The organism is Pseudomonas sp. GW456-E7, assembly GCF_059424105.1.
The window spans coordinates 53,956-77,518 of sequence record NZ_JBWKZB010000018.1 but is presented as its reverse complement, the minus strand read 5'-3'; the positions used below and the strand labels follow the sequence as shown (position 1 = coordinate 77,518).

18 protein-coding genes are annotated in these 23,563 nt (G+C 63.2%); 8 read left to right on the top strand and 10 right to left on the bottom strand.

Going from position 1 to position 23,563, the window contains the following annotated elements; all coding sequences use genetic code 11:
• Positions 1-28: 28 nt before the first annotated feature.
• From AC07YV_RS13935 to AC07YV_RS13890, 10 genes are all read right to left on the bottom strand, one after another.
• A complete protein-coding gene (locus AC07YV_RS13935; RefSeq protein ID WP_102699891.1) occupies positions 29-2,587 on the bottom strand; it encodes an efflux RND transporter permease subunit in 2,559 nt (852 codons plus the stop codon).
• A 29-nt stretch (positions 2,588-2,616) separates the two neighbouring features.
• Positions 2,617-3,693: a WD40/YVTN/BNR-like repeat-containing protein gene (locus AC07YV_RS13930; protein WP_102699890.1), complete on the bottom strand. Its 1,077-nt coding sequence runs from the start codon at positions 3,691-3,693 to the stop codon at positions 2,617-2,619.
• Between the two features lie 169 nt (positions 3,694-3,862).
• The gene (locus tag AC07YV_RS13925) at positions 3,863-5,221 is read right to left on the bottom strand and encodes a DUF1329 domain-containing protein (RefSeq protein ID WP_102699889.1); all 1,359 of its coding nucleotides are present in this window, start codon (positions 5,219-5,221) and stop codon (positions 3,863-3,865) included.
• A gap of 38 nt (positions 5,222-5,259) precedes the next feature.
• Positions 5,260-7,086 carry a DUF1302 domain-containing protein gene (locus AC07YV_RS13920; RefSeq protein ID WP_102699888.1) on the bottom strand — a complete coding sequence of 609 codons (1,827 nt, stop codon included), beginning with the start codon at positions 7,084-7,086 and terminating at the stop codon, positions 5,260-5,262.
• Positions 7,087-7,265: 179 nt separating this feature from the next.
• Positions 7,266-8,273: a YeiH family protein gene (locus AC07YV_RS13915; protein WP_102699887.1), complete on the bottom strand. Its 1,008-nt coding sequence runs from the start codon at positions 8,271-8,273 to the stop codon at positions 7,266-7,268.
• A 3-nt stretch (positions 8,274-8,276) separates the two neighbouring features.
• On the bottom strand, positions 8,277-9,551 hold the full coding sequence (locus tag AC07YV_RS13910; protein WP_173900811.1) for an MFS transporter: 1,275 nt from the start codon (positions 9,549-9,551) through the stop codon (positions 8,277-8,279).
• Between the two features lie 61 nt (positions 9,552-9,612).
• On the bottom strand, positions 9,613-11,193 hold the full coding sequence (locus tag AC07YV_RS13905) for an acyl-CoA carboxylase subunit beta (protein WP_102699886.1): 1,581 nt from the start codon (positions 11,191-11,193) through the stop codon (positions 9,613-9,615).
• Entirely contained in the window at positions 11,190-12,749 is a 1,560-nt protein-coding gene (locus AC07YV_RS13900) for a class I adenylate-forming enzyme family protein (protein ID WP_102699885.1), read from the bottom strand. The genes AC07YV_RS13905 and AC07YV_RS13900 overlap by 4 nt, the downstream gene beginning before the upstream one ends.
• Positions 12,750-12,814: 65 nt before the next feature.
• Entirely contained in the window at positions 12,815-13,525 is a 711-nt protein-coding gene (locus tag AC07YV_RS13895) for a GntR family transcriptional regulator (RefSeq protein WP_102699884.1), read from the bottom strand.
• Positions 13,526-13,530: 5 nt separating this feature from the next.
• Positions 13,531-13,755: an acyl-CoA carboxylase biotin carboxyl carrier protein subunit gene (locus tag AC07YV_RS13890; RefSeq protein WP_102699883.1), complete on the bottom strand. Its 225-nt coding sequence runs from the start codon at positions 13,753-13,755 to the stop codon at positions 13,531-13,533.
• Between the two features lie 196 nt (positions 13,756-13,951).
• Between AC07YV_RS13890 and AC07YV_RS13885 the strand changes: the two genes are divergently transcribed.
• From AC07YV_RS13885 to AC07YV_RS13850, 8 genes are all read left to right on the top strand, one after another.
• Complete coding sequence (locus AC07YV_RS13885) at positions 13,952-14,419, top strand: biotin/lipoyl-containing protein (protein ID WP_158248444.1); 468 nt, start codon at positions 13,952-13,954, stop codon at positions 14,417-14,419.
• Positions 14,419-15,828: an acetyl-CoA carboxylase biotin carboxylase subunit gene (gene accC / locus AC07YV_RS13880; protein ID WP_102699881.1), complete on the top strand. Its 1,410-nt coding sequence runs from the start codon at positions 14,419-14,421 to the stop codon at positions 15,826-15,828. Before AC07YV_RS13885 ends, accC begins: the two co-directional genes overlap by 1 nt.
• Entirely contained in the window at positions 15,825-17,219 is a 1,395-nt protein-coding gene (locus tag AC07YV_RS13875) for an acetyl-CoA carboxylase biotin carboxylase subunit family protein (RefSeq protein WP_102699880.1), read from the top strand. The genes accC and AC07YV_RS13875 overlap by 4 nt, the downstream gene beginning before the upstream one ends.
• 3 nt (positions 17,220-17,222) lie before the next feature.
• Positions 17,223-18,722: a carboxylase gene (locus AC07YV_RS13870; RefSeq protein WP_102699879.1), complete on the top strand. Its 1,500-nt coding sequence runs from the start codon at positions 17,223-17,225 to the stop codon at positions 18,720-18,722.
• A gap of 7 nt (positions 18,723-18,729) precedes the next feature.
• A complete protein-coding gene (locus AC07YV_RS13865; RefSeq protein ID WP_102699878.1) occupies positions 18,730-19,146 on the top strand; it encodes a Zn-ribbon domain-containing OB-fold protein in 417 nt (138 codons plus the stop codon).
• Positions 19,147-19,154: 8 nt separating this feature from the next.
• The gene (locus tag AC07YV_RS13860) at positions 19,155-20,684 is read left to right on the top strand and encodes an AMP-binding protein (RefSeq protein ID WP_102699877.1); all 1,530 of its coding nucleotides are present in this window, start codon (positions 19,155-19,157) and stop codon (positions 20,682-20,684) included.
• Positions 20,681-21,865, top strand: a complete 1,185-nt coding sequence (locus AC07YV_RS13855; RefSeq protein WP_102699876.1) for a thiolase C-terminal domain-containing protein — start codon at positions 20,681-20,683, stop codon at positions 21,863-21,865. Before AC07YV_RS13860 ends, AC07YV_RS13855 begins: the two co-directional genes overlap by 4 nt.
• 151 nt (positions 21,866-22,016) lie before the next feature.
• Positions 22,017-23,558, top strand: a complete 1,542-nt coding sequence (locus AC07YV_RS13850) for an acyl-CoA carboxylase subunit beta (RefSeq protein WP_102699875.1) — start codon at positions 22,017-22,019, stop codon at positions 23,556-23,558.
• Positions 23,559-23,563 lie beyond the last annotated feature (5 nt).

The window sequence follows — 23,563 nt, the reverse complement described above, 5'->3', positions numbered from 1 at the left end:
CGCAGGGCGCATCACCCGGAATATCCCTTTACTCCACCCGACTGACGGGCACCCTGCCCTTACCCGCCAGGTCAGTGTCGCAGCGCTCAAGCCCTTGCGACGCCTCGGCACCTGACACTTCAGGCGCCACCGCGTCCGTTTTCTTGCCGAGGACGTGATGAGTACGCAAAAGAAAATGCGACAGCGCCGGGATCAATATCAATGCACCCAGCATGTTCCACAGGAACATGAAGGTCAGCAGCATGCCCATGTCGGCCTGGAACTTGATCGGTGACCAGACCCAGCACACCACACCGGCGGCGAGGGTGATGCCCACCAGGCCGACCACCCGCCCGGTAAAGGACACGGCGTTGCGGTAGGCCTGGGACAACGGCAAGCCCTGGCGCTGGTATTGCAGCTGGACGCTGAGCAGGTACAGGGCGTAGTCCACGCCGATGCCGACGCCGAGGGCGATCACCGGCAGGGTCGCCACCTTCACGCCAATGCCCATGACCACCATCAAGGCTTCGCAGAGGATCGAGGTCAGCACCAGGGGCAACAGCGCCACCAGCGTGGCCCGCCAGCTGCGGAAGGTGATCAGGCAAAACAGCGTCACCGCCGCGTAGACGTACAGCAGCATGGTGCGATTGGCCTCGCGCACCACCATGTTGGTCGCCGCCTCGATCCCGGCAGTGCCGGCGGCGAGCAGGAACTGGCGATCGTCGGTGCTGTTTTCCCTGGCGAACCTGTCGGCAATCGCCACCACGGCATCCAGGGTTTCGGCCTTGTGATCCTTGAGGAAGGCGATCACCGGCATCAGCGAGCAATCGGTGTTGAACAGCTCCGGTGAGTTGACCGAGGCTTGTTGCGCGGCATAGTTCAGCACGTCCTGGTTGCGCTGGATGCTGTTGAGCTTGGGGTTGCCTTCGTAGGTGCCGGCGGTGATCTGCCGTACCGCGTTGACCAAGGACGCGGTGGCCTGCACGCCCGGATACTGTTGCAGCTCCCAGGCCAGGCGGTCGGCGAGCACCAGGGTCTTGTAGTTCAGGCAGCCTTCCGCCGGGGTCTTGATCATCACCGCGAACAGGTCGCTGGACAACGCGTAATGCTGGGTGATGTAGGCGTTGTCGCGGTTGTAGCGCGAGTCGGCGCGCAACTCCGGTGCACCGCTGTCGAGGTCGCCGATTTTCAGTTGCAGGCTGACCACGAATCCGCCGATCCCGAGCAAGGCTGCAACGAGGACGGCGCCGGTGGCCCACTTCGGTGTCGTGAAGCGGTCAAGGCTGTCCCACAGTTTGCCGAAGCCTTTATGCGCGCTCGCCCGCGTGTCGATTTGCAGCGCACGCTCGGCGGCTTTGCTGCCGACGCCAACAAAGGACAGCGCCACCGGCATCAGCAGCAGGGAGGTGAAAATCAGCACCGCGACGCCGATGCTGGCGGTGATCGCCAGGTCCTGGATCACCGGGATGTCGATCAGCATGAGCACGGCGAAACCCACCGCATCGGCCAGCAACGCGGTGACCCCGGCGATAAACAGGCGGCGGAAGGTGTAGCGCGCGGCCACCTGCTTGTGGGTGCCACGGGCGATGTCCTGCATGATGCCGTTCATCTTCTGCGCGGCGTGGGACACACCAATGGCGAAGATCAAGAACGGCACCAGCACCGAATACGGATCGATGGCATAACCGAGCCAGGCGACAATGCCCAATTGCCAGACCACCGCGATCAGCGAACAGCCGACCACCAGCAAGGTGCTGCGCACACAGCGGGTGTAGAGGTAGATGATCACCAGCGAGGTGACCACGGCCAGGCCGAAGAACATCATCACCTGGATCAGGCCGTCGATCAGGTCGCCGATCAGCTTGGCAAAACCGATCACCCGGACCTTGTAGTGACCCTTGCCCTCCTCCCCGGCCTTGCGCGCCGCAGGGTCACCGGCGTATTCGAACTTGTCGCGCAGACGCTCCTCGAGCATTTGCGAGAACGCGTGATAGTTGATGCCGCTCCCCGTGGCCGAAGCCTTGTCCAGCAAGGGCACGATCAACATGCTCGACTTGAAGTCGCTGGCCACCAGGCTGCCGACGATGCCGGCGCGGTTGATGTTCTGGCGCATCTGCTCGATATCGGAGGGCGAGCCCTGATAGCTGTCGGGCATTACCGGCCCCCCCTGAAAGCCCTCTTCGGTGACTTCGGTCCAGCGCACGGCCGGGGTCCAGAGGGATTTCATCCAGGCGCGGTCGACGCCTTCGGTGAGGAATAGCTCATCGTTGACCTGCTTGAGCACGTTCAGGTATTCGGGGTCGAAAATGTCGCCCCGGGTGTTCTCCACCACCACGCGCACCGAATTGCCCAGGCCGCGTAACGAGTGGCGGTTCTCGAGGAAATTCTGAATGTACGGCTGGCTCTGCGGGATCATTTTTTCGAAGCCAGGGCGCAGCTCCAGACGGGTCGCCGCCATGTAGCCCAGCACCAGGGTGGCCAGGGTCATGAGCACGATGAACAGCGGACGATAGTTGAACACCAGCCGTTCCAGCAGGTTGCCGGAGCGCCGATCAAAATCGCGCAGGTCGCGGATCACCGGCATGTTGTCTTGCTTGGTAGGGGCCATGTCTGAGTACTCGCTCTATGTTCTGGCTCTTATTCTTTGAGAAGCGCACGTGCGCCACGCGTACCCACCACGACCAGCGAACCATCGACGGCCAGGGTGGCACCGGCGACCGGTGACGGGTTCTGTTGCGGCATCAATTGCAATTGGGCGCTGTCGGGTTGATTGAGCAACATGTGCCCTGCCTGAGTGAACAAGCGATAGTGACCCTGGGCATCAATCGCGGCAGCAGTGACGCTGACCTGCAGCCCGGTGTCGAACGGCGTCCAGCTCGACCCGCCATCGGTACTGCGCAACGCATTGCCACGCAGGCCGTAGATCACGACTTCCCCAGGCTTGCCGACGACGCCGAAAAAACTGCCCTGATAGGGCGTAGGCAGGGCGGCGAAACGCTGCTGCGCCGCCTCCCATTTCAGCAGCAGGCCCTGCTCGCCGGCGATGTACAGCGCATCACCGGTCGAGGCGATGGCATTCAAGTGAAAGTTCTGCGGGTTGTCGGTACGGTCCTGGAACGGCGTCCAGCTCTGGCCGCCATCCTCGGTACGCAGGATCAGGTTGAACACCCCGACCACGTAGCCGACCTTGTCGTCGGCGAACCAGACGTCGAGCAGCGGCTTGTCGGCGCCCTCCTCGACCAGCCGTTGACCGTCAGCGACCAACAGCGGCCACTGCTCATTGGCCGGCTCGGCAGTGGCCAGCGCCGTGTAATGCCTGACCAGCAACGCGCCGATCTGTCGACCGTCCAGTTGCTTGTTCCAGGTCACGCCGGCATCGCTGCTGTGCAGGATCACGCCATCGTTGCCGACGGCCCAGCCCTGCTGCGGCGAAGCAAAATACACCGCACTCAAGTCACTGCTGACCGGTACGCTCGCCTGCTGCCATTGCTGGCCGCAATCGTCGGAATAAAGAATGTGCCCGCGCTGCCCGACCGCCACCAGCCGTTGCCCGGCATTGGCGACGTCCAGCAACGGGCTGCGCACGGCCAATGCACTGGCCCTGGCGGGCAGGTCCAGCACATCGACGTAATCGGCCGCCTGGACGATGCCCTGCGACAGGCCGAGCACAACGCCTAACGCCAAACGCAAACTATTGTTTTTATATGAACACATGCTGCGTCCTCTTCGGAAAACCGCGTCGTGCAGGTCATGTGGGAGCGAGCTGGCTCGCGATGGTCGTGAACGATGACGCGTGCTGTCTGGATGCCCACGTCGCCCTCTGGTCCATCGCGAGCCCGCTCGTTCCTACAGTGGATCGTGCGAGCGTTTGCTTGCGCTTGGCTTAGCGAATACCGTTACCGGCCAGCGCATCCGGCGACCACTGCGCCTTGGAGAGCGGCGCGATGTACTTGATGCCGCCGTAGGCGCCCGACAGGCCGTTGATGTTGTAGGTACCGCCGACCAGGTCGTAGATCACGTGCGGCGTGGTGTTGGGCGTGGTCACGTCGTAGCTTTGCGAGAGGAAGCTGAACGAACCGCGATAGAGCTGGCCACGGGCGTCGTACTGATCCGATGCCAGAGCGACCCAGCTGTCCTCATCCAGATAGAAGCGACGTTTGCTATAGACGTGACGGGCACCCGCCTTCAGCGTGCCCTCGACAACCCACACCCGATGTTTCTCCCAACGCACGAACTGCGGCGCCAGGTGATTCGGGGTGGTCAAGGTTTTCGTGTCTTTGAGATAGCTCAGGGCGTAGGCGTTGTACGGCACGATCATTTCCTGCTTGCCGACCAGTTTCCAGTCATAGCGATCCAGCGCACCGTTGAAGACATAAACGTCATCATAAGTGCCGGAACCTGCGGTGCCCGGGTTTGGCGTGTCGTAGGCCAGGGTGGGTGCCAGCTTCACGCGGCGTTGCCCGGGCAAGTACTGCCAGGCACGGCGTGCCTGCGCCAGCGGGTTGGCGGCGTCCTTGAGCATGATCGCCTCGCCTGCACGGCGCGCCGGGCCGGTATACAACAGGCGGGTCTGGAAGTAGGTGTCCTTGCCATCGATGACCTTGTCCGGGTCTTCGAATATCGGGAACGAGTTCACCACCTCTCCGCTGGTCGCCAGGTTCTGCGAGCCCGAGGAATCCACGTTCCACGAATCGTACTTGGTGGAATAAGCCACGCCCTGATAGCGCAACAGGTGGTTCCACATGGCCTCGGCGCCCGACTGCGGGATCGGGAACGGCACGCCAGGCAGCACGTTCTCGATCGCGTTACCGCCTTCCAGAGACTTGGCGCCGGTGGCGTTTTTCAGGGTGTTGTCCAGCACGCTTTGCGGCAGCGCGACGCTGCGGTGGGTCGGGTAGACCTCGACGCGAAAGCTTGGAAAACGCGTGGCCAGTTCGACGGTGACGGCGGTCAGCTGGTTTTTGTACTGCGCGACGTTCTTGCCGTCGATCACCAGCAAGGGTTTCTCGCCGGCGTATGGATCCGGGCGGAAAGTGTCACCGGCCTTGAAGCCTGCCGGCAGGCTAGTCAGCCCACCGCTGTAGGCCGGAATGGAACCGTCGGCATTGCCGGCCTTCTCGGCGCCGACGGCGGTCAGGCTGCTGCCCAGTTTCGCGGCGTCGGCGGCGGGTACGGCGGCCTGGACCAGGCCGGCGAAGGCCAGCGCAACCGAGGCGGTCAACAGAGTGTGCATGCATTTCATTGTGTCGTTCTCCTGATTGGGTTTTAAGCAATCGCGAATCAGAAAGTTGTCTTGAAGGTGGCCGTCACCATGCCGCGATCCTTGAGCTGGGCCGGAGTACCGCCGAAGGCGGTGGTTTGTCCTGGCGTGCAGTTGTACTGTCCGTTCACACCCGGTGCGGAGCCGTCGCCCTGACTGCCTGCGCTGCCCGGTGAGCTGCAGGTATCGAATGGACCGAAGTTGTCCACGTATTTCAGGTCGAAGCGGTATTGGTTGCGAATGTCGAAGCCGACGCCGACCGAGTAGCTGCCGGAGTCTTCGTTGCCGCCCAACTGCACGGCGGAGTTGCCATTGAGGCCGACGTTGTAGGTCATCGGCATGTACATATCGACGCCGGGGAACACCTGGTACCAGGTCGGGTTGAAGTTGACGCCGATGATGTAGTTGTCGCGGGTGACCTTGTCGGTGCCGTGGTACCAGTCTTCACCCTTGAACAGCTGTTTGTTGTCGGTCACTTTCAGCCAGCGGCTGTAGCCGAGCTCGACCAGCAACGAGGAACTGTCCCACAGCGGCGTGTCGCCGAAAGTCGTCAGGCCGTTAAGCACCGCGTGCACGGTGTTGCCGCGTGCCACGCCGTTTTCCCCGTTGAAGCTGCCGATGAAGCCTGGAACTCCGGCGGCGGCCGCCGCCGCATTGACGGTGCCCGGCACACTGGCCAGCGGCATGTTTTCGCGGTAGTTCAGGTCGAATCCGACACTGACATCGCCAACGCTTTTCGACAGGCTCAGGCCATAGATATCGATGTCATCGACGTAGAACTGGTTGTAGCTGCCGATGTTGCCGGAGATCAGCTGCGCCGGGCCGACAGCGGTCGGTTGCAGCACCAGGTTGGGCAGGATGTCGGACGTCTTGCGGTAGTAGACGCCGAGCGTGCCGTCCAGCCATTCCGGGCTCCACTTGGCCATCAGGCCGAAGTCGCCATGCTTGTCCGGGGTAAAGGTATGGCCATTGCTCAGGCGCAGGAACTGGTTCGCCCCCAAGGGTCCGGGCGTACCGAAGCGCGGATTCAAGCCACCGATCAGCGACAGGTTGTGCCCGCCGTTCTGGATGCCGTCGTTGAAGCCCAGATAGGTCCCGGATTCCGGCAGGCGCGAAGCGTCCCAGTCGAGGAAATACTGCGCACCCAGGGTCAGCTCCGGGTTGACCGTGAAGCTCATCGACAGCTGGTTGCGCGGGATGAACAGTTCCTTGGCTTCGGTACCTGGCACCGTAAGCGCCTTGGTGATGTCCAGGCCGGACTGGCCATAGCTGTTGCCGTGGGCGAAGGCCAGGACGCTCTCGCCCCAGTACTGGGTGTGCTTGCCGAGCTTGGCGCTGAGGATCGACTCGTCACCGATTTCCGCGCTGCCGAAAACGAAGGCATCGAGGATTTCCGCCGACGGCCCGTTGTAATAGCGATCGACATAGCCGCTGACATGGCGCGAATCCGGGCGCCCATTGTTCAACTGGTTGGTCGCCGCGTTGTCACTGCCGACATTGTCGTAGGCATGGTCGTACCAGCTGTTGGTGCTGACGCGAAAACCCATCTTCTTCTGGTAGGCCACATCCAGTTCCGAGAGCACGTCCAGGCGCTGGGACACCGCACTGCCCGAAGAGAAATTACGGTTACCGTCGTTGTTGTTCCATGACCGGGCCAACTTGCTGTTGGGACTTTCCACCCGCTGGGCATAGTTGAACTTGAAAGTGTTGTCGAAACGTACCGTCCAGTCTTCATTTCCGGTATCGAGTTCAAAGGCATGAGCCGCCGGCACTGCCGCGATAAATAGCGCAGAGGCCAGCAGTGTTGGCTCCCATACACCCACACCGAGTTTTTTATTGATCCGCATACGTTGGCTCCGATCTTTTCTTGTTGTTGTTTTATGTTCATGAAAAAACATCTGGCCACCCGATTCGGGCGCGACAGTGCTCACCACTCTTATCCCCATCAGGGGAGTGTTCGATTCATTCAAGTAACCCGATCAATACCGCCGGACTCAGCATCCTGCGCGGTATGGAACGACCCGACTCAACCGGCGAGTCGTATCAACAGCAACACCAGCCCCAGCAGGAACACGGTTTCACCGACCATCAACACAATGGGTTTGAGCCCCACCGTGGCCAGCTCCTTGAGCTGGATTTTCATGCCCAGCGCGCTGATCGCGACCACCAGGCACCAGCTCGACATCTGATTGCCCAGGTTCTGCACCGCCGCAGGCAACCAGCCGAAACTGGTGACCGTCGCCAGCGCCACGAAGGCCACGGCAAACCAGGGCAACAACGGCGGCCGCTGACCGGTGTCGTTCCCACCCTGAGAGCGGGTGATCAACACCGCGCAGACGATCACCGGCAGCAGCATGGCGATGCGCATCAGTTTCACCACCGTGGCGGTATCGCCGATGTCATGGGACATGCTGTACCCGGCGCCCACCACCTGGGCGACGTCATGAATGGTGGCGCCGAGAAACACCCCGGCCTGCAGCGGGTCCAGACCGAGCGCCCGGGCAATCACCGGATAGACAATCATCGCCAGGGTCGAGAGGCTGGACACGCCAATCACCGTGAACAGCGTCGCGCGCTCCTTGGCATGATGGGCCGGCAACGCCGCCGCCAGGGCCAGCGCCGCCGAAGCACCGCAAATGGCCGTGGCACCACCGGACAACAGGCCGAACAGCACGTTGAAACCCATGGCGCGCGCCGCCAGCATGGACACCACGATGGTCACCACCACCGACACCACAACGATCAGCACCGGATGCCAGCCCAATGCCGCAATCTGCTCCAGGGAAATGCGAAGCCCCAGCAGCGCCACGCCCACCCGCAGGATTTCACGGGCGCTGAAGTCGATACCCGGCTTGCTCGGCCCCGCCGCCAGGAAATTCATGGCCATGCCGAGCAGCAGCGCCAACAGCATCACCGGCGCGTGGTATTGATCAGCCAGGAAGCGCGCGGCAATCGCCACGACAATGCTCGCCAGCACACTCGGCAGGTACTGGCTGACAACCGACTGAAACTGAATGACGGCGGACCTGGACATAAGCTAGACCTTGATTCCCATGGCCGGCAGCGCACGCGTGCTTTCACGCTTGATCCGCGCCGCCACATAAAAGAACAAGCCACCGAGCAGCAGCGCCAGAATGTCGCTGACCAGCAACACACGGCTCAGCGGCGAAGCCACGCCGGCAGTCGTCAGCACATCACTGATCCAGCCCACGACAAAGGTGCCGAGCGCCACCGAGAACAGGTTCAACAGCAACATCGAGCAACCCATGACCGTCGCACGCATGCGCACAGGCACCGCACCCTGGATCGCGGTGGTCGCGCAACCGTACAGCGACATCAACATGAAAATGCCCACTGCCATGCCGACGTAGAACAGTGGCGAATCCGTCGGCACCAGGCGATAAGCGATCATGAACGGCGCACTTACCAGCACCAGCAGTACCAGCACACTGGCGGGGCCACCCTTGAAACGCGGGGCCAGGCGATCGCTCAAGACGCCACCGGCCAATGCGCCCAGCGAACCGAAGACAATCTGCATGACGCCCATGGTCGTGGCGATGGTCGCCGGGTCCATGCCGCGTTCGCGGGCGATCCACAATTGCGCGAACGAAATGCCCGGATAGACCAGATGCGCCAGCACGAAACCGGCCACCGTGTAGCGCACCACGCGGTTGCTGCGCAGCTCCGCTAACACCGCGGCCATCTGCGTCGTCAGGGACGCGCCGCGCTCCTGCACGGCGTGGATGCTGCGTTTGTCGCTCATCAACATCAACGGCAGGCCGATGACAATCCCGGCAAGCCCCAGGAAGTGGAACGTGGTGCGCCAGCCATGGGCGGCGCCAAGGGTACCGGCCAACAAAAAGCTGCAACCGATGCCCAGCGGAATGCCGAGGTAGAACAGGCCCATCGCCGTGCCCCGGCGCTTCTCCGAGAACAACTCCATCAACAGTGCCGTGGCGGCAGGCACCAGCGCGGCTTCACCGGTGGCCACCAGAAAACGCGCCGCCACCATTTGCTCGAAATTCTGCACGTAGCCTGAGGCAATCGTGCAGGCGCTCCAGACCAGCATGCCGGCGCCGATCACCCGTGGCCGGCTGTGCCGGTCGGCCAGGGCGCCGAGAAACACCGCCATCACCCCGTAGCTCAGGACCCAGACCGCGCCGACCAGAAAGCCGTACTGGGCATTATTGATCGCCAGCTCGCCGGTGATTTGCGGGGCGAAGCCCAGCAGTATGTTGCGGTCCACCTGGGCCAGCAGGTGAATCACCATCAGCGTTGCCAAAACGGCGCAAGGACTCTTTTTCCAGAACATCGTCTGTACCTTTGAGTTGTTGTTATGAAGGTAAGGCCGGATGCCGCTCGTCCTGCCAGGACTAGCGCATGGTCCGCCGCTTCGGCCCCAGGGAAAGTGCGGTGATGCGATACGCGTCACCCACCCAGTTGCACAGCAATGGACGCGTGCTGTCCGGCTCGATGATGTCGATCACGCCAAAACGCTCGGCGGTACGCAGCGGTGACGCCAGGGCCTGGTAATGCGCCTCCAGTTCCTTGCGCCGGGCCAGCGGGTCGTCCGCCGCAGCGATTTCCTGCTTGTAGGCGGCGGCCACGCCGCCCTCGATCGGGATCGAGCCCCACTGCGCCGAAGGCCAGGCAAACCGGTGCGGCAAGGCGGTACCCGTCGGGCCGTGCCAGGGGCTGACCATGGCGCCGGCGAGGCCGACACAGCGGCGCAGCACGATAGTGATGACCGGCACGCTCGCCTGTTCGATCGCATGCACTGCCTGCATCGCCGCAATCAGCGTGCCTTGCATTTCGGCTTCCTGGCCGGTCATCACCCCAGGCTGGTCGACGAGGTAGATGATCGGCAGATGAAAGGTGTCGCACAGGTCGATGAAACGGGTCTGCTTGAGCGCCGCCGCACGGGTCAGCGCACCGCCGCCGACCCGCGGGTTGTTGCAGATGATCCCGACCGGGTAGCCGTCGAGACGGGCGAACGCGGTGATGGTCGACGCGCCGAAATCCGGGGACATCTCGAACAGGCTGTCCTTGTCCACCAGCGACTTGAGGATCTTGTGCGGGTTGAAGATCTTGCGCCGGTCATGGGGAATCGCATCGTTGAGCCAGGCGTCGCAACGACCGGGGGAATCGGTCGATGCCGCGCGCGGTGGCTGCTCCCAGACATTGCCCGGCAGGAATGACAGGAAGCGCTTGGCCAGGTCCAGCGCCTCGGCGTCGCTGTTGGCCGCGAGGTTGATCATGCCGCTGTGGCGATGCACCTGGTCGTATCCGCCGAGGTCGTTCTTGTCGATATCGACGCCGAACGCCTGCTTTACCACCGGCGGGCCGGCCGCGAACACCTGGCTCTGGCCGCGCACCATGATCGACAGATGCGAAGCGGCGACCCGCAGCGCACCCAGTCCGGCACAAGCCCCGTGGGCGATACCGACAACGGGCACGGCGCCCAGCAGGTTGGTGATCGGCAGCAAGGCATAACCCGGAATCTTGGTGTGGCCGAGCTTGTCGAGCAGCTTCACACTGCCGCCGGCGCTGTCGATCATGCGAATGATCGGCAGCTTGTATTCCCAGGCATAACGGTCGGCGTAGATCCACTTTTCCGCGACCGCCGCCTCCGACGATCCGCCGCGAATGGTGAAGTCGTCCGCCGCGACCACCGTGCGTCGCTGCTCGATCTTGCCCACGCCAACCACCGCCGTGCTCGGCGTGGCGGAAGCGATCTTGCCCTCGGCCGTGTATTTCACGGCACCGGCGAGGATGCCGAACTCCTCGAAGCTTTCGCCATCGAGCAGGTGGCCGATGCGTTCACGCGCCGTCAGCTTGCCCTGGGCATGATGCTTCTCCACTGCTTCCGGGCCGCCCAATGCATAGGCAACTTCGCGGCGAGCGCGGATGTCGGCGAGTTCCCGGGACCATTCAGGGGCAACAGGCGTGCTCATGACGATTTCCTCTGCAGGCGCGCGAGATAGTCGTCGCGCAGAATGTTTTTAACCACCTTGCCGGCGTTGTTGCGCGGCAGGGCGTCGACGAACTCGATCAGGCGCGGTTTCTTGTAGCCGGCGATCAGCGCGGCGCAGTGAATGCCGAGAGCTTCGTTGTCGACGCTGGTGCCTTCGCGGCGCACGACGAACGCTGCGATGCGCTCGCCCCACTCCGCATCGGGCAATCCGAGCACCGCGACTTCGAGCACCTGCGGATGGCTTTCCAGGGCGTCCTCGACTTCCCGCGCATAGACGTTGAAGCCACCGGAAATGATCATGTCCTTGTTGCGCCCGACGATATAAAGGAAGCCCTGCTCGTCGAGGTAACCCAGATCGCCCGAGTAGTACCAGCCATCACGGATCGCCTCGGCTTCCAGATCGGGACGGCGCCAGAACGCCACTTCGCCGATGCCATCGGTGGCGATGGCGATCTCGCCGATTTCCCCCACCGCCCTCTCTATACCCTGGGCGTCGCGCACCGTGATCTGCACGTTGGCAGTCGGTTTGCCGCAGGAGCGCAGCACGCCATCCTCTGCGTGTTCGTACGGATACAGCACCGCCAGCGGCTGCACGGCCTCGGTCATTCCGTACTGCTGGCGCATCACCGGGCCGAACCGCGCCATGGCCCGACGGATCAGGTCGACGGAAGTCGGCGCGGTCCCGTAATGGATGCAACGCAGCGACGACAGATCGGCCGCGACCCCGCTGTCGAGCGTGTCGAGCAAGCGCGTGAGCATGGTCGGCACGCACATCATTTGCGTGATCCGCTGGCGTTCGATTTGTTGCAGCGTTTCCAGCGGCTCGAACTTCTCCAGGATCACATTGCGCGCACCCCGCAAGTAGCACGGCAACAGGTGCACACCGGCGGCATGGGTCAAGGGACCGACGTGCAACATCGCATCGGTCACGCCCAGGCTGTATTCCATGGCGTAGAAATGGTTGGTCAGGCGCTCGTACCAACGCTTGACCGTATAGGTGACGCCCTTGGGTTTGCCGGTCGTGCCGGAGGTATAGGCGATACGCAGCAAGGCGTCGGGCGACACCTGGACATTGGGCGCACAGGCCGGCATCGAGGCGAGTTGCTGGCGGTAATCCAGCACCTGCGGTGCCTGCCAGTCGAGCGCCATGACGTGACGCAGACTCTCGACGCGACCCATGACCCCCAGGCTGATCTCGCGAAATTCCGGCCCCGCCACCAGCAGGCTCGCGCCGGCGTCGTCGAGGATCGCGATCTGCTCGGCCAAGGTATGCCGGGCGTTGAGCGCCACGTAGACCAGGCCGGCCTTCTCTGCAGCGAAAACGCTTTCTATCGCTTCAGGCGAATTGTCGAGCAACACGGCGACGCGCTCCCCCACTTGCAAGCCAAGGGAAATCAGGGCGTGGGCGAGACGGTTACTGCCCGCCTCCACCTCGTCGTAAGTCAGTGCCTTGTTGCCGAAGATCAACGAGGTGCGGCCGCGGTGTTGCCGGGCTGCCCAACTGAGCATGAGTCCTGCGGTGCGTTTTTTTGTCATGATATTTTGTCTTATTGTCGACAATTAGACACAGCACTAGGGAGTGTTGTGCCCCCTGTGTACGGTTATTCCAAGTGGTTCAATGCCGCTTGATGGGAAGCGTTGATCAGCTCGACCATCAGGTTGCCGGCGGCGCTACTGTTGTTCTGCCCAAGTGCCTCGACCAACCCGCGCCAATAAACGGCGGAAGCCTGGCGACGCTCCGGTGAGCGCAAGCCCAAGCGGGTGTAGCGTGCGGTCTGGATCGCCAGTGCACCCATCAATTCTGCCAACTGCTTGTTGCCGCAGGACTGAAACAACACCGTGCTCAGGCGATAACTGCCCTGGGCATACTCGTCCAGTGCATCGGCTTGCCCGGCGATCAGTTCAAGCCGGGTGACGATGGCGTCCATCTGGTTGACGACCGCTGCATCGAGATCGACCAGGTACTTGGCCAGCAATCCGGCCAGCACGGCGCGGATCTCGAACAGGTTGTCGATTTCCTGCCTGCTCAATGAAGTCACATGCGCGCCACGCTGCGGCACGATGGTCACGACGCCGACCTTCTCGAGAATGCGCAGGGCTTCGCGGATCGGACCACGGCTGACCTGGAAGTGATCGGCCAGCTCCTGCTCACGCACCGAATCGCCCGGCCCGTATTCACCGCGCAGAATCGCCAGCGTAATGCTCTCGGCAATCTGCTCCGGCATCGTCAGAACGCGCTGGCGACCGGCCCGCGTGATACCTATTGCACTACCGCCCTTGGCGGCCGACGCCGAACCTGCATTCATTGACATAGACTTCAATCGCACTCCATCAGCAAAACATCCTGGCCATCTTTCACTACGTCGCCTTCGGCAACGAGGACACTCACTACTCGACCCGACTCGAGCGCCATCAACGGGATCTCCATCTTCATGGACTCCATGATGACCAGGGTCTGATCTTCTTCAACGATATCGCCTTCGCGGACATGAATCTGCCACACCGTACCCGCGACATCCGACTTAACCGCGATTGTACTCATTCTCGCCCCCTCCAAAACACCACTGTTTTCTGAAATCGCCAGGCCTCTGGCCGTCGCGGGCTACGCTTTTTGTATCCAGCGCTGTGCGAACGCCTTGGCTCACGAACTGCAAATTACATGATTGTACGATTGTTGACAATCCTACGTTTCGATGTTTTTATCCGACCAGGCAATTCGAACAACAAGAGGCCGAGGCATGTCGCTCACACATAAAGAAGCACGAAGAATCCTGGAGATCCTGGATCACACGACCCATCTGGACTTCCTTGAAGTCCGCGTCGGTGACACCACGCTGACCGCCAGCAAATCCGGCACGATCCAGCGCTCGCCGGCACCTGCCCAAGGCGCCGCGCCGGCAACAACCGCACCGGCCGCCGCCCCTGCGGCAGCCGCAAGCGAGCCTGAAATCGCCGAGGGCCAGGTGGCCGTGCGAGCGACCATGATGGGCACCTTCTATCGCAAACCCAGCCCCGACCAGGCGTCGTTCGTTGAAGAAAACACCCTGGTGGAAACCGGCGCGCCACTGTGCCTGGTGGAAGCCATGAAGCTCTTCAACACCCTCGCCTCCCCGGTGAAGGGCCGTGTGGTGCGCATCGTCGCCCAGGACCTGCAGATGGTTCAGCGCGACCAGATCTTGATGATTATTGAACCGGAGGCTCGTTGATGAGCAGCATTCCCGTGGCAACCCGCGACATTCGTCGGGTCCTGATCGCCAACCGTGGCGAAATCGCCGTTCGCATCGTGCGAGCCTGCAAGACCCTGGGTATCGAATCGGTGGCGGCGGTGTCCGAAGCCGACAGCGACAGCCTGGCCGCCCGCCTGGCCGACCAGTGCGTGATCATTGGCCCGCCGCCCGCCGCGCAAAGCTATCTGTGCGCCGAGTTGCTGGTCCGTACGGCACTGGAGCACCGCTGCGACGCCATCCACCCCGGCTACGGCTTCCTCTCCGAACGCTCGCATTTCGCCCAGGCCTGCGAAGACGCCGGGCTGGTGTTTATCGGCCCGTCGGCGCAGATCATCGATTCGATGGGCGACAAGATCACCGCCGTCGGTCTGGCGGAAAAAGCCGAAGTGCCGCGCGTCCCCGGCTCCGATGCGGTGGCCGATGCCGAGACCGCACGCGGCATCGCCAGCGCAATCGGCTATCCGGTGCTGTTCAAGGCCACCGCCGGTGGCGGCGGACGTGGCATGCGCATCGTGCGCAGCGATGAAGAGGCCGAGGCGGCATTCCGCTCGGCCTCTTCGGAAGCCCAGGCGGCCTTTGGCGATCCGACCCTGTACGTCGAGAAGTTCATCGAGCTGGCGCGGCATATCGAAATCCAGATCATGGGCGATCGCCACGGCAACGTGGTGCACCTGGGCGAACGCGAGTGCTCGACCCAGCGTCGTCACCAGAAGTTGATCGAGGAAGCCCCCTCCCCGAGCCTCGCCGCGCAAACCCGTGAGCAAATGGGTGAATGCGCCGTGCGTCTGGCGAAAAACGTCGGTTACTTCGGCGCGGGTACCATCGAATTCGTGGTCGATGACCGCGACGGTACGTTCTATTTCCTGGAAATGAATACGCGCATCCAGGTCGAGCACCCGGTGACGGAAATGATCACGGGCTTCGATCTGGTGGCCGAGCAGATCCGCATCGCCGCCGGCCTGCCGCTGTCGTTCACTCAGGCCGACGTCAAACTGAGCGGTCACGCCATCGAATGCCGGATCAACGCCGAAGACCCGGACCGCAATTTCCTGCCCAGCCCCGGCCTGGTGAGCGAGTGGCTGGCACCCAAGGGCCAGGGCGTACGCGTCGATACCCATTGCTTCAGCGGCGCCACCGTGCCGCCGTTCTATGACTCGCTGCTGGCCAAACTGATCGTGCATGCACCGACCCGCGGTGAAGCGATCGTGCTGATGCGCAAGGCGCTGGAGGACATGAAAGTCGTCGGTCTGTCGACCACCGCCAGCTTCCACCATGCCGTGCTCGACCATCCGGATTTCGTCGCCGGCCGCGTCACCACACGCTGGGTCGAAGACGTGTTCGTACCGGCCCGCAAGCAGGCGTTGAAACAAGCCAGGGAGCGCGCATGAGCATGACTACTTTGGTCGATGTCAGCCTCAGTGACGGCCAGACCGCCGTCTGGGGCGGTGCCGCCAGCACCGCGATGTTGCTGGGGACGATGAACTCGCTGGGGCACGCACGTCTTGCCGCCATCGAAGTCTTGAGCCCGGCGGTGATCGCCCAGTGCGTCAGCCGTGAGGAAAACCCGCTGCAACGCGTTGCTGCGCTGCGCGAGCGCGCCAATGGCACGCCGCTGCGCGCCACGGTGAATCTGCTGGCGACCCATGGCTATATCGATGTGCTGTCGGGCGAGGCCCTGAACACCTGGCTGCGATTGCTCGCCCGGAATGGCATCAGCGAGGTCGTATTGATCGATCCGCAGCTGGATTTCCAGCGTCTGGATAGCGCTGTGCAAATGGCCTTGGCCAACGGCCTGAGCGTCATCGCCGCCCTGCCCTACGTCGACGATCATGAGCACAGCGATGCCCACTATTCGGCCTCTGCTGCACGACTCGCCCAGACCGGCGCACAGCGCATCATGTTGCGCGACGAAGCCGGCCTGCTGCATGTCGATCGCCTGCCCGGGCTACTTACAGCACTGCGCGATGGCCTCGATGGCACGCCGCTGGACCTGCACACTCGCTGCCACACCGGACTCGGCCCGCAGGTTGCACTGGAGGCGATTCGACTGGGCATCGATCGCCTCGATGCCGCGCTGCCTTGTGTCGCCAATGGTGCATCGACGCCTGCGTTGCCCCTGCTGGTGCGCTCGGCGGCGTTGCTCGAACTGTCGCTGCAAGCCCCGGACCCGGACCGTATAAAAGAAGCCGAGGCCCAGTTCGCCGCCGTGGCGGATCAACAAGGTTTCCCCGAAAGCCAGCCCTGGGCATTCGACCTGGCGCCTTACGAACATCAACTGCCAGGCGAAATCGCCGCCGACGCCATGCAGGCCTTGCGTTCGCGCGGACGCCTGGTGGATCTGTTCGGGTTTGCCCGCGAGTGCACGCGCATACGCCAGGAGTTGGGCAACCCGCCGATGCTGCCGCCCTTCGCGCAAGCGATTGCACGACAGGCACTCGAACATCTGGATGCCGAACCACGCTATGCCACGCTGCAACCCGCCTTGCGCCGCTGGCTGCAGGGCTGCTACGGCCCGGTCGACACGTCACTGACCCGCCTGCAACAACGCATCGGCGCCGTCGCGACGCCGTGCCGTCCGATCAATCTGTCCACCGATGATGCGTTGGCCGCCCTGATCTGCGGCCGCCCTGCACTGCCGCCGTTTCAGAAGCTTGAGTATGAAATCCGCACCCCCGAGCAAGCCCTGACCCAAGGGCTGCTGCAACGCTGGTCCGGCTACACCGTACTGAGTGTCACAGGCCCGGGCCTGTCCATCCATCTCGAACACAGCAAGGGGTGACATGTGCTGAATCAACTACGCGAAAAAGTGAATGCGGAGTTCATCCGCACCGGCAAACGTCGCCGTATCCAGCTGGTCGATGCCACCCTGCGTGACGCGCACCAGTGCCTGTGGGCCACGCGCATGCGCACCGAGCACATGCTGCCGATGGCCGAGCGTCTGGATGCCCTGGGCTTCCATGCCATTGAAACCGTAGCGCTGGTGCAATTCGACGCCAGCGTACTGTTCCTCAACCAGAATCCACTGGAACGGCTACGGCTGTTGTCCGAGCGTATCCGCCACACACCGCTGCGTGCAGCGGTGCGCAGCAATATGTTGCGCAGCTTCTACCCCGAGCCGGATGACCTCAGCGAGTTGTATGTTGAACGGCTGGTCGCCAATGGCGCGCGCGATATTGTCTTTCTTGAGTCACTGCATTGCTGGGACAACCTGACGACATCGATCGCCACGGCCAAGCGCCTGGGTGCCACCACCACGATCGGGCTGATTTATAACCTGGCACCCGGTTATGACGCACCTTTCTATGCCGCCAAGGCCCGGGAGGCCATCCAGCGCTTCGACATCGATGCCTTTGCCTTCGGCGATGCCGGCGGCAGCATGACAGTGGAGCAGGTGCGCAGCATTGTGCCGGCCATCAAGGCCGTGATCGGCGATCGACCACTGGAAGTGCTCACCCATTGCCTGAACGCGACCGGCTCGCTGGTTGCACTTGAAGCAGCCGTACAGGGTGCCGACCGGCTGCTGTGCTCGATCGATCCGTTGGCCAACGGCAATGCCGGGCCATCGGCGCAGATGCTGGCGCGCAACCTGCGCGAGATTGGTTTCGAGGTCGACTTCGATGACCGCGCGGCGGACGAGATCGGTGACTACCTCGCCGGGATTGCCGAAGAGAACGGCTTCCCGGTAGGCATTCCGGCGGAATACGACCCGGCGCACTTCGTTACCCAGTACGCCGGTGGCGCCATGTCCAACCTGCAATCGCAGCTGCAACTGGCGGGCATCGCCGACAAGCTGCCGGTGGTGCTCGAAGAGATCGCGCGGATCCGCGTCGAACTCGGTTCGCCGGTGATGGCCACGCCCTTCCCCGCGATGATCGCCGCGCAAGCGGTGATGAACGTGCTGAGCGGCGAGCGTTACAAGGTGGTGCCGGATGAAGTGAAAAAGTACGTGTGCGGCTACTTCGGCGCCCTGCCCCTGCCGGTGGACCCCGACGTCAAGGATCGTGTGCTCGCCAATGGCTCCCGCGAAATCGCCCTACAGCCGCCGGTACTGGCGCCGCGAGTCCCTGAACTGCGTCGCCGCTACGCCGGCTTGTCGGATGATGAATTGCTGCTGCGGGCCATGTATGGCGACGAAAAAATCACCGGCCTGCTTCCGACCGTGATCGACGACACCTTCAATGTGCGTCGTCCGCTGAGCGAGCTGATCGCCGGTCTGGCCAGGCTGCCGGAACAACGTCATGTGCATATCGCCATGGCCGGTTTCGAATTGCGTACTCACTGAGGCTGCCATGTCGACTCCCATCCCGCCACGACCACTGCCGCAGCCCACCGCCGAAACGGCCGCCTATTGGGCGGCCGCCCAGGAGCAACGATTGGTCATCCAGCGTTGCGCCAGTTGCGGCAACTGCCAGTTCTACCCGCGCGCATTCTGCATCGGCTGCCTGTCCGAGCGCATCGAGTGGATCGATGCCAGCGGCCATGGGCGCATCTATTCCTTCACGGTCAGCCGCATTGCCCCGTCGCCGGCCTTCGAGGCCCGGCTGCCTTACGTCGTCGCGCTGATCGACCTTGATGAAGGCGTCCGGCTGGTCGCCAACATCCTCGACGCCGACCTTGAGCGCGTGCGGATCGGCGCCGCCGTCAGGGTCTGTTTCGAAACCGTCAGCGAATCCTGCACGCTGCCCCAGTTCACTCTTTTGGATTAGCCGTCACCATGGAAATGATCACCGACTACTTCGATGCCGGCGCCAATCGCCATCCCGATAACATCTGCCTGCAAGGCACCGGGTTCAGCCTCACCTACGCCCAGGTGCAAGCCGAATCCCACGCGATCGGTCATGCCCTGTCCCTGCTGCGCCTGCGATCCGCCCATGTCGGCGTGCTGGCGCCCAATCACCCGTTGAGTTTCGTCGCCATGCTCGGTGCGTTGCGCGCGGGGGCGACTTTCGTGCCACTCAACGCCCGCGACTCGATCGACAGCCTGATCTGGTTCATGAGTTTCACCCAACTGTCGGTGCTGGTCCTGCATTCCCAGTACGCCGAGCATGTCGAACGCATCCGCGCAGGCGTGCCGACGCTGACCACGGTGATCGGCCTGGACCAGCCCATCGCCGGCCTGAGCATCGCCGACTGGTGCCAGGAACACGCCGGCCAGCGCTGCACCGTGCGCAATTCGCTGGACGATACCGCCCTGATCAAATCCTCGGGCGGTACCACCGGCCGGCCGAAAGCGATCATGCAAAGCCATCGTGCGCTGCTGGCCTGCTACCGCATCAGCAACCAGTTCATGCCACCGGCGAAAAGCCCGGCGCACCTGGTCGTGGCACCACTGACCCACGCCGCCGGCGCGACCGCCATGGCGCTGTCGATTTTCGGCACACGCAACGTCATCGCAGCATCCGCCGATCCGGGTGTCGTGCTGGAAACCATCGAACGGGAGCGCATCACCCACCTGTTCCTGCCGCCGACCCTGATCTACCGACTGCTGTCGCACCCGGATGCCCGGACCCGCGACTGCTCCTCGCTGGAATACGTGATCTACGGCGCGGCGCCGATGTCCGTGGACAAGCTGCGCGAGGGCATTGCCCTGTGGGGACCGGTGTTCATGCAGGCCTACGGTCAATCCGAAGTGCCAGGGGTGATCACTCTGCTGACTCGCGAAGACCATATGCGCGACGGCAAGCACCTGGGTTCGGCCGGTCGCCCCACCGGGGCCTGCGAAGTGGCGCTGATGGATGAAGAAGGACGCTTCGTCGAGCCTGGCGAACGCGGCGAAATCGTCGCCCGCGGCGAACTGGTAGCGCCGGGTTACTACGACAACCCGCAAGCCAACGCCGAGGCCCGCCGCTTCGGCTGGCATCACACCGGCGACATCGGCGTGTTCGACGAAGGCGGCTATCTGTACATCGTCGATCGCACCAAGGACATGATCATCTCCGGCGGTTTCAATATTTACCCAAGCGAGATCGAGCAAGTGATCTGGGCGCATCCGGCGGTGATGGATTGCGCGGTGGTCGGGCTGCCCGATGCCGACTGGGGTGAGAAAGTCATCGCCGTGATCGAACTCAAGGCCGGCGCCAGCGCGACCGCCGAGGAATTCGTCGCGATCTGCCGCGAAAAACTCGGCAGCTTGAAAACGCCCAAGCAAGTGTTGTTCTGGGAGAGCCTGCCGCGCAGTCCGGTCGGCAAGGTATTGAAGAAAGACGTGCGCGCGCAGCTCGCCGCCCAGGAGGCGCAAGCATGAGCAACGACCCTTCCCGCCTGGCGGGCCGCTACGCCATCGTCGGTGTCGGCGAGGCCGGGCTTGGCAAGGCGGCGCCTGGCGACACCGCGCTGTCGCTGCAATGCCGCTCGGCCCGTGACGCCCTGCTCGATGCCGGCCTCACCCTGGCCGATGTCGATGGGGTTTTCGCGCACTGGGACGACCGCGCCAACGCGCTGCTGGTGAGCGAGTACCTGGGCATCACGCCACGTCATGTCGACAGCACGGTGGTCGGCGGCGGCTCGCCGCTCACCCATTTGATCCACGCCATGGCCGCGATCGAGGCGGGGTTGTGCTCGGTGGCGCTGGTCACCTACGGCAGCACCCAGCGACTGGATCAGAGCCGCAATCGCGGCGGTGTCATCAACGAGCCGCGCTCGCCGTCGGGACAATTTGTTGCGCCTTACGGTGTACTGAGCCCGATCAGCTGGTACGCGATGCTCGCGCAGCAGTATCTGCATCGTTACCAGGCGAGCGAGGAAGACCTCGGCGAGGTGGCGATCAACGCACGACGCTGGGCACAGTTGAATCCTCAGGCGACGCTGCGCAAACCGCTGACGATGGAGGAGTACCTGGCGTCGCCACTGATCTCGGACCCGCTGCGCAAGGCCGATATTTGCCTGGTCAGCGACGGCGCCGGTGCGTTGGTTCTCACCAAAGCCGACCGCGCGCGCACGCTGGCGAAACCACCGGTTTACATCCGCGGCTTCGCCGATGCCTATCGGCATCACGTCACGCCACTGGGCTCGACTGACTGGCTCGGCCCTGGGGTCATCGCCGACTGCGCCGAGCGTGCGCTTTGCATGTCCGGCATCGCGCGCGACGAATTGAGCATGGTGCAGATCTACGATGCGTTCACCATCAACGTGCTCGTCGCGCTCGAAGCCATGGGTTTCTGCCCACCCGGCCAGGCCGGCGCATTCTTGCGCAGCGGCATTGCCGCGCCCGGCGGTGCATTGCCGGTCAATACCTCCGGCGGCGGGCTGGCCTTCAACCACTCCGGCCAGTTCGGCATGCAATTGATGATCGAATCCGTGCGTCAGCTGCGTGGCGAATGCGCCGGGCGCCAGGTCGCCAACGCCAGCAGTTGCCTGGTCCAGTCCAGCGGGTTGTTGATGTCGGCGTTCATGACCCTGGTTCTGGCAAAGGGTGATCGACCATGAAGACGACAATCCCGATCCGAACCCTGCAGGCCCTTCGTCTGTTCGACTGGCGCGATGGCGCCCGTCTGTACGAAGTGCCGCCAGTCCTTCACACATTGCGTCACGGCGAAATCGCCGGACGTGCCGTCACAGTTCCCAATGAGACCTCACGATGACCTGCGAACACCCATCACCGGAACAGCAACTGCAGACCCGCCGCGAAAACACCCTGCAAATGGGTGGCGAGGCCAAGCTCCAGGCGCGCCGCGAGGCTGGCGTGCTCAATGCACGGGAACGACTGGAGGGCCTGCTCGACCCGCAGTCGTTCAGCGAAATCGGCATGCTCGCCCACTCCTCCCGGCCCGAGGACCGGGACAGCACGCCGGCGGACGGCAAGATCACCGGCTTCGGTCGCATCGATTCGCGTCGGGTGGCCGTGGTCTCCAACGACATGACGGTCAAAGGCGCGTCGTCCTCATGGATCAATGCACGCAAGATCGCTTACATGAAGGAATGCGCCACTCGCAATGGCATGCCGCTGATCTTTCTTGGCGAATCGTCCGGCCAGCGCATGCAGGACGCGATGGGCGCGGCGAGCATGGCCAGTGCCGGCCAGGACGCCCAGCAATACTGCCGGCGCCGCGAAACCCCGTGGGTCAGCGCAGTACTGGGCCCGTGTTTTGGATCGGCAAGCTGGTACTCGTGCCTGGCGGACTTCACCGTCATGCGCAAGGGTGCATTGCTCGCCGTCTCCAGCCCCAAAGTCACCTCCGTGGCGATCGGTGAATCCTCGGACGCCGAGGAACTCGGCGGCTGGCGCATGCATGCTGAAATCACCGGTCTGGCCGACAAGGTGGTCAACACTGACCAGGAAGCATTGAGCGCTATCCGGCAGTTTCTCAGCTACCTGCCCTCTCACTCGAATGAGACACCCGCCCTCCTGCCCTGCGGGCCCGAGGATCGACCTGACCCGTCGGGCCCGGAAACCATCGTCCCGGTGGAGCGCAGCAAAACCTACGACATGCGCAAGCTGCTGGCGACGCTGGTCGACCGCGACAGCCTGTTTGCGCTCAAGGACCGATTCGGTCGCTCGGTCGTTACCGCTCTCGCCCGCCTTGAAGGCGCCAGCATCGGGATCGTCGCGTCCAATCCGCAATTCAAGGGTGGAGCGCTGGACGCCGATGCCTGCCGCAAGGCCACCGGCTTCATCGCCATGTGCGACTCGTTCAACATTCCACTGGTGTTTCTTGTCGATACCCCCGGCTTCCTCGTGGGCATCGAAGGTGAGAAACGCAGCGCACCGGCGCACATCATGAACATGATCCACGCCGTACAACTGTGCTCGGTACCCAAGCTCTCGGTAATCGTGCGCAAGAGTTTCGGCCAGGCCTATCTGAATTTCGGCGGTGGCCGCAACAGCGACCAGTCGGCCGCTTGGTGCTCGGCCGATGTCAGCTTCGTCGACCCGGGCGTGGCGGTCAGCGTCGTGCATGGCGTGACGCGCGAGACGGATCCCGAGCGCTACGAGCGCCTGTACGCTGAATTCTCGAAAGACACCTCGGCCTTTGCACTGGCCGGTGCGCTGGGCACCCACGAGGTGATTGCACCGGGAGAAACCCGTCGTTTTCTCGTCGAGGCACTGGCGGCACAGCGGCGCGCAATCAATAACGGCATCGGGCGCCACGAAATGCGCACATGGCCCACCTACTTTTGACCGGC

Excerpts from the sequence above, each read along its gene's own strand:
- AC07YV_RS13930 (WP_102699890.1), bottom strand. The coding sequence starts at position 3,693 with ATGTGTTCATATAAAAACAATAGTTTGCGTTTGGCGTTAGGCGTTGTG.
- AC07YV_RS13865 (WP_102699878.1), top strand. The coding sequence starts at position 18,730 with ATGTCGACTCCCATCCCGCCACGACCACTGCCGCAGCCCACCGCCGAA.
- AC07YV_RS13905 (WP_102699886.1), bottom strand. The coding sequence starts at position 11,193 with ATGAGCACGCCTGTTGCCCCTGAATGGTCCCGGGAACTCGCCGACATC.
- AC07YV_RS13900 (WP_102699885.1), bottom strand. The coding sequence starts at position 12,749 with ATGACAAAAAAACGCACCGCAGGACTCATGCTCAGTTGGGCAGCCCGG.
- AC07YV_RS13890 (WP_102699883.1), bottom strand. The coding sequence starts at position 13,755 with ATGAGTACAATCGCGGTTAAGTCGGATGTCGCGGGTACGGTGTGGCAG.
- AC07YV_RS13915 (WP_102699887.1), bottom strand. The coding sequence starts at position 8,273 with ATGTCCAGGTCCGCCGTCATTCAGTTTCAGTCGGTTGTCAGCCAGTAC.
- AC07YV_RS13855 (WP_102699876.1), top strand. The coding sequence starts at position 20,681 with ATGAGCAACGACCCTTCCCGCCTGGCGGGCCGCTACGCCATCGTCGGT.
- AC07YV_RS13875 (WP_102699880.1), top strand. The coding sequence starts at position 15,825 with ATGAGCATGACTACTTTGGTCGATGTCAGCCTCAGTGACGGCCAGACC.
- AC07YV_RS13935 (WP_102699891.1), bottom strand. The coding sequence starts at position 2,587 with ATGGCCCCTACCAAGCAAGACAACATGCCGGTGATCCGCGACCTGCGC.
- accC (WP_102699881.1), top strand. The coding sequence starts at position 14,419 with ATGAGCAGCATTCCCGTGGCAACCCGCGACATTCGTCGGGTCCTGATC.
- AC07YV_RS13850 (WP_102699875.1), top strand. The coding sequence starts at position 22,017 with ATGACCTGCGAACACCCATCACCGGAACAGCAACTGCAGACCCGCCGC.
- AC07YV_RS13860 (WP_102699877.1), top strand. The coding sequence starts at position 19,155 with ATGGAAATGATCACCGACTACTTCGATGCCGGCGCCAATCGCCATCCC.
- AC07YV_RS13910 (WP_173900811.1), bottom strand. The coding sequence starts at position 9,551 with ATGTTCTGGAAAAAGAGTCCTTGCGCCGTTTTGGCAACGCTGATGGTG.
- AC07YV_RS13920 (WP_102699888.1), bottom strand. The coding sequence starts at position 7,086 with ATGCGGATCAATAAAAAACTCGGTGTGGGTGTATGGGAGCCAACACTG.
- AC07YV_RS13925 (WP_102699889.1), bottom strand. The coding sequence starts at position 5,221 with ATGAAATGCATGCACACTCTGTTGACCGCCTCGGTTGCGCTGGCCTTC.
- AC07YV_RS13885 (WP_158248444.1), top strand. The coding sequence starts at position 13,952 with ATGTCGCTCACACATAAAGAAGCACGAAGAATCCTGGAGATCCTGGAT.
- AC07YV_RS13895 (WP_102699884.1), bottom strand. The coding sequence starts at position 13,525 with ATGTCAATGAATGCAGGTTCGGCGTCGGCCGCCAAGGGCGGTAGTGCA.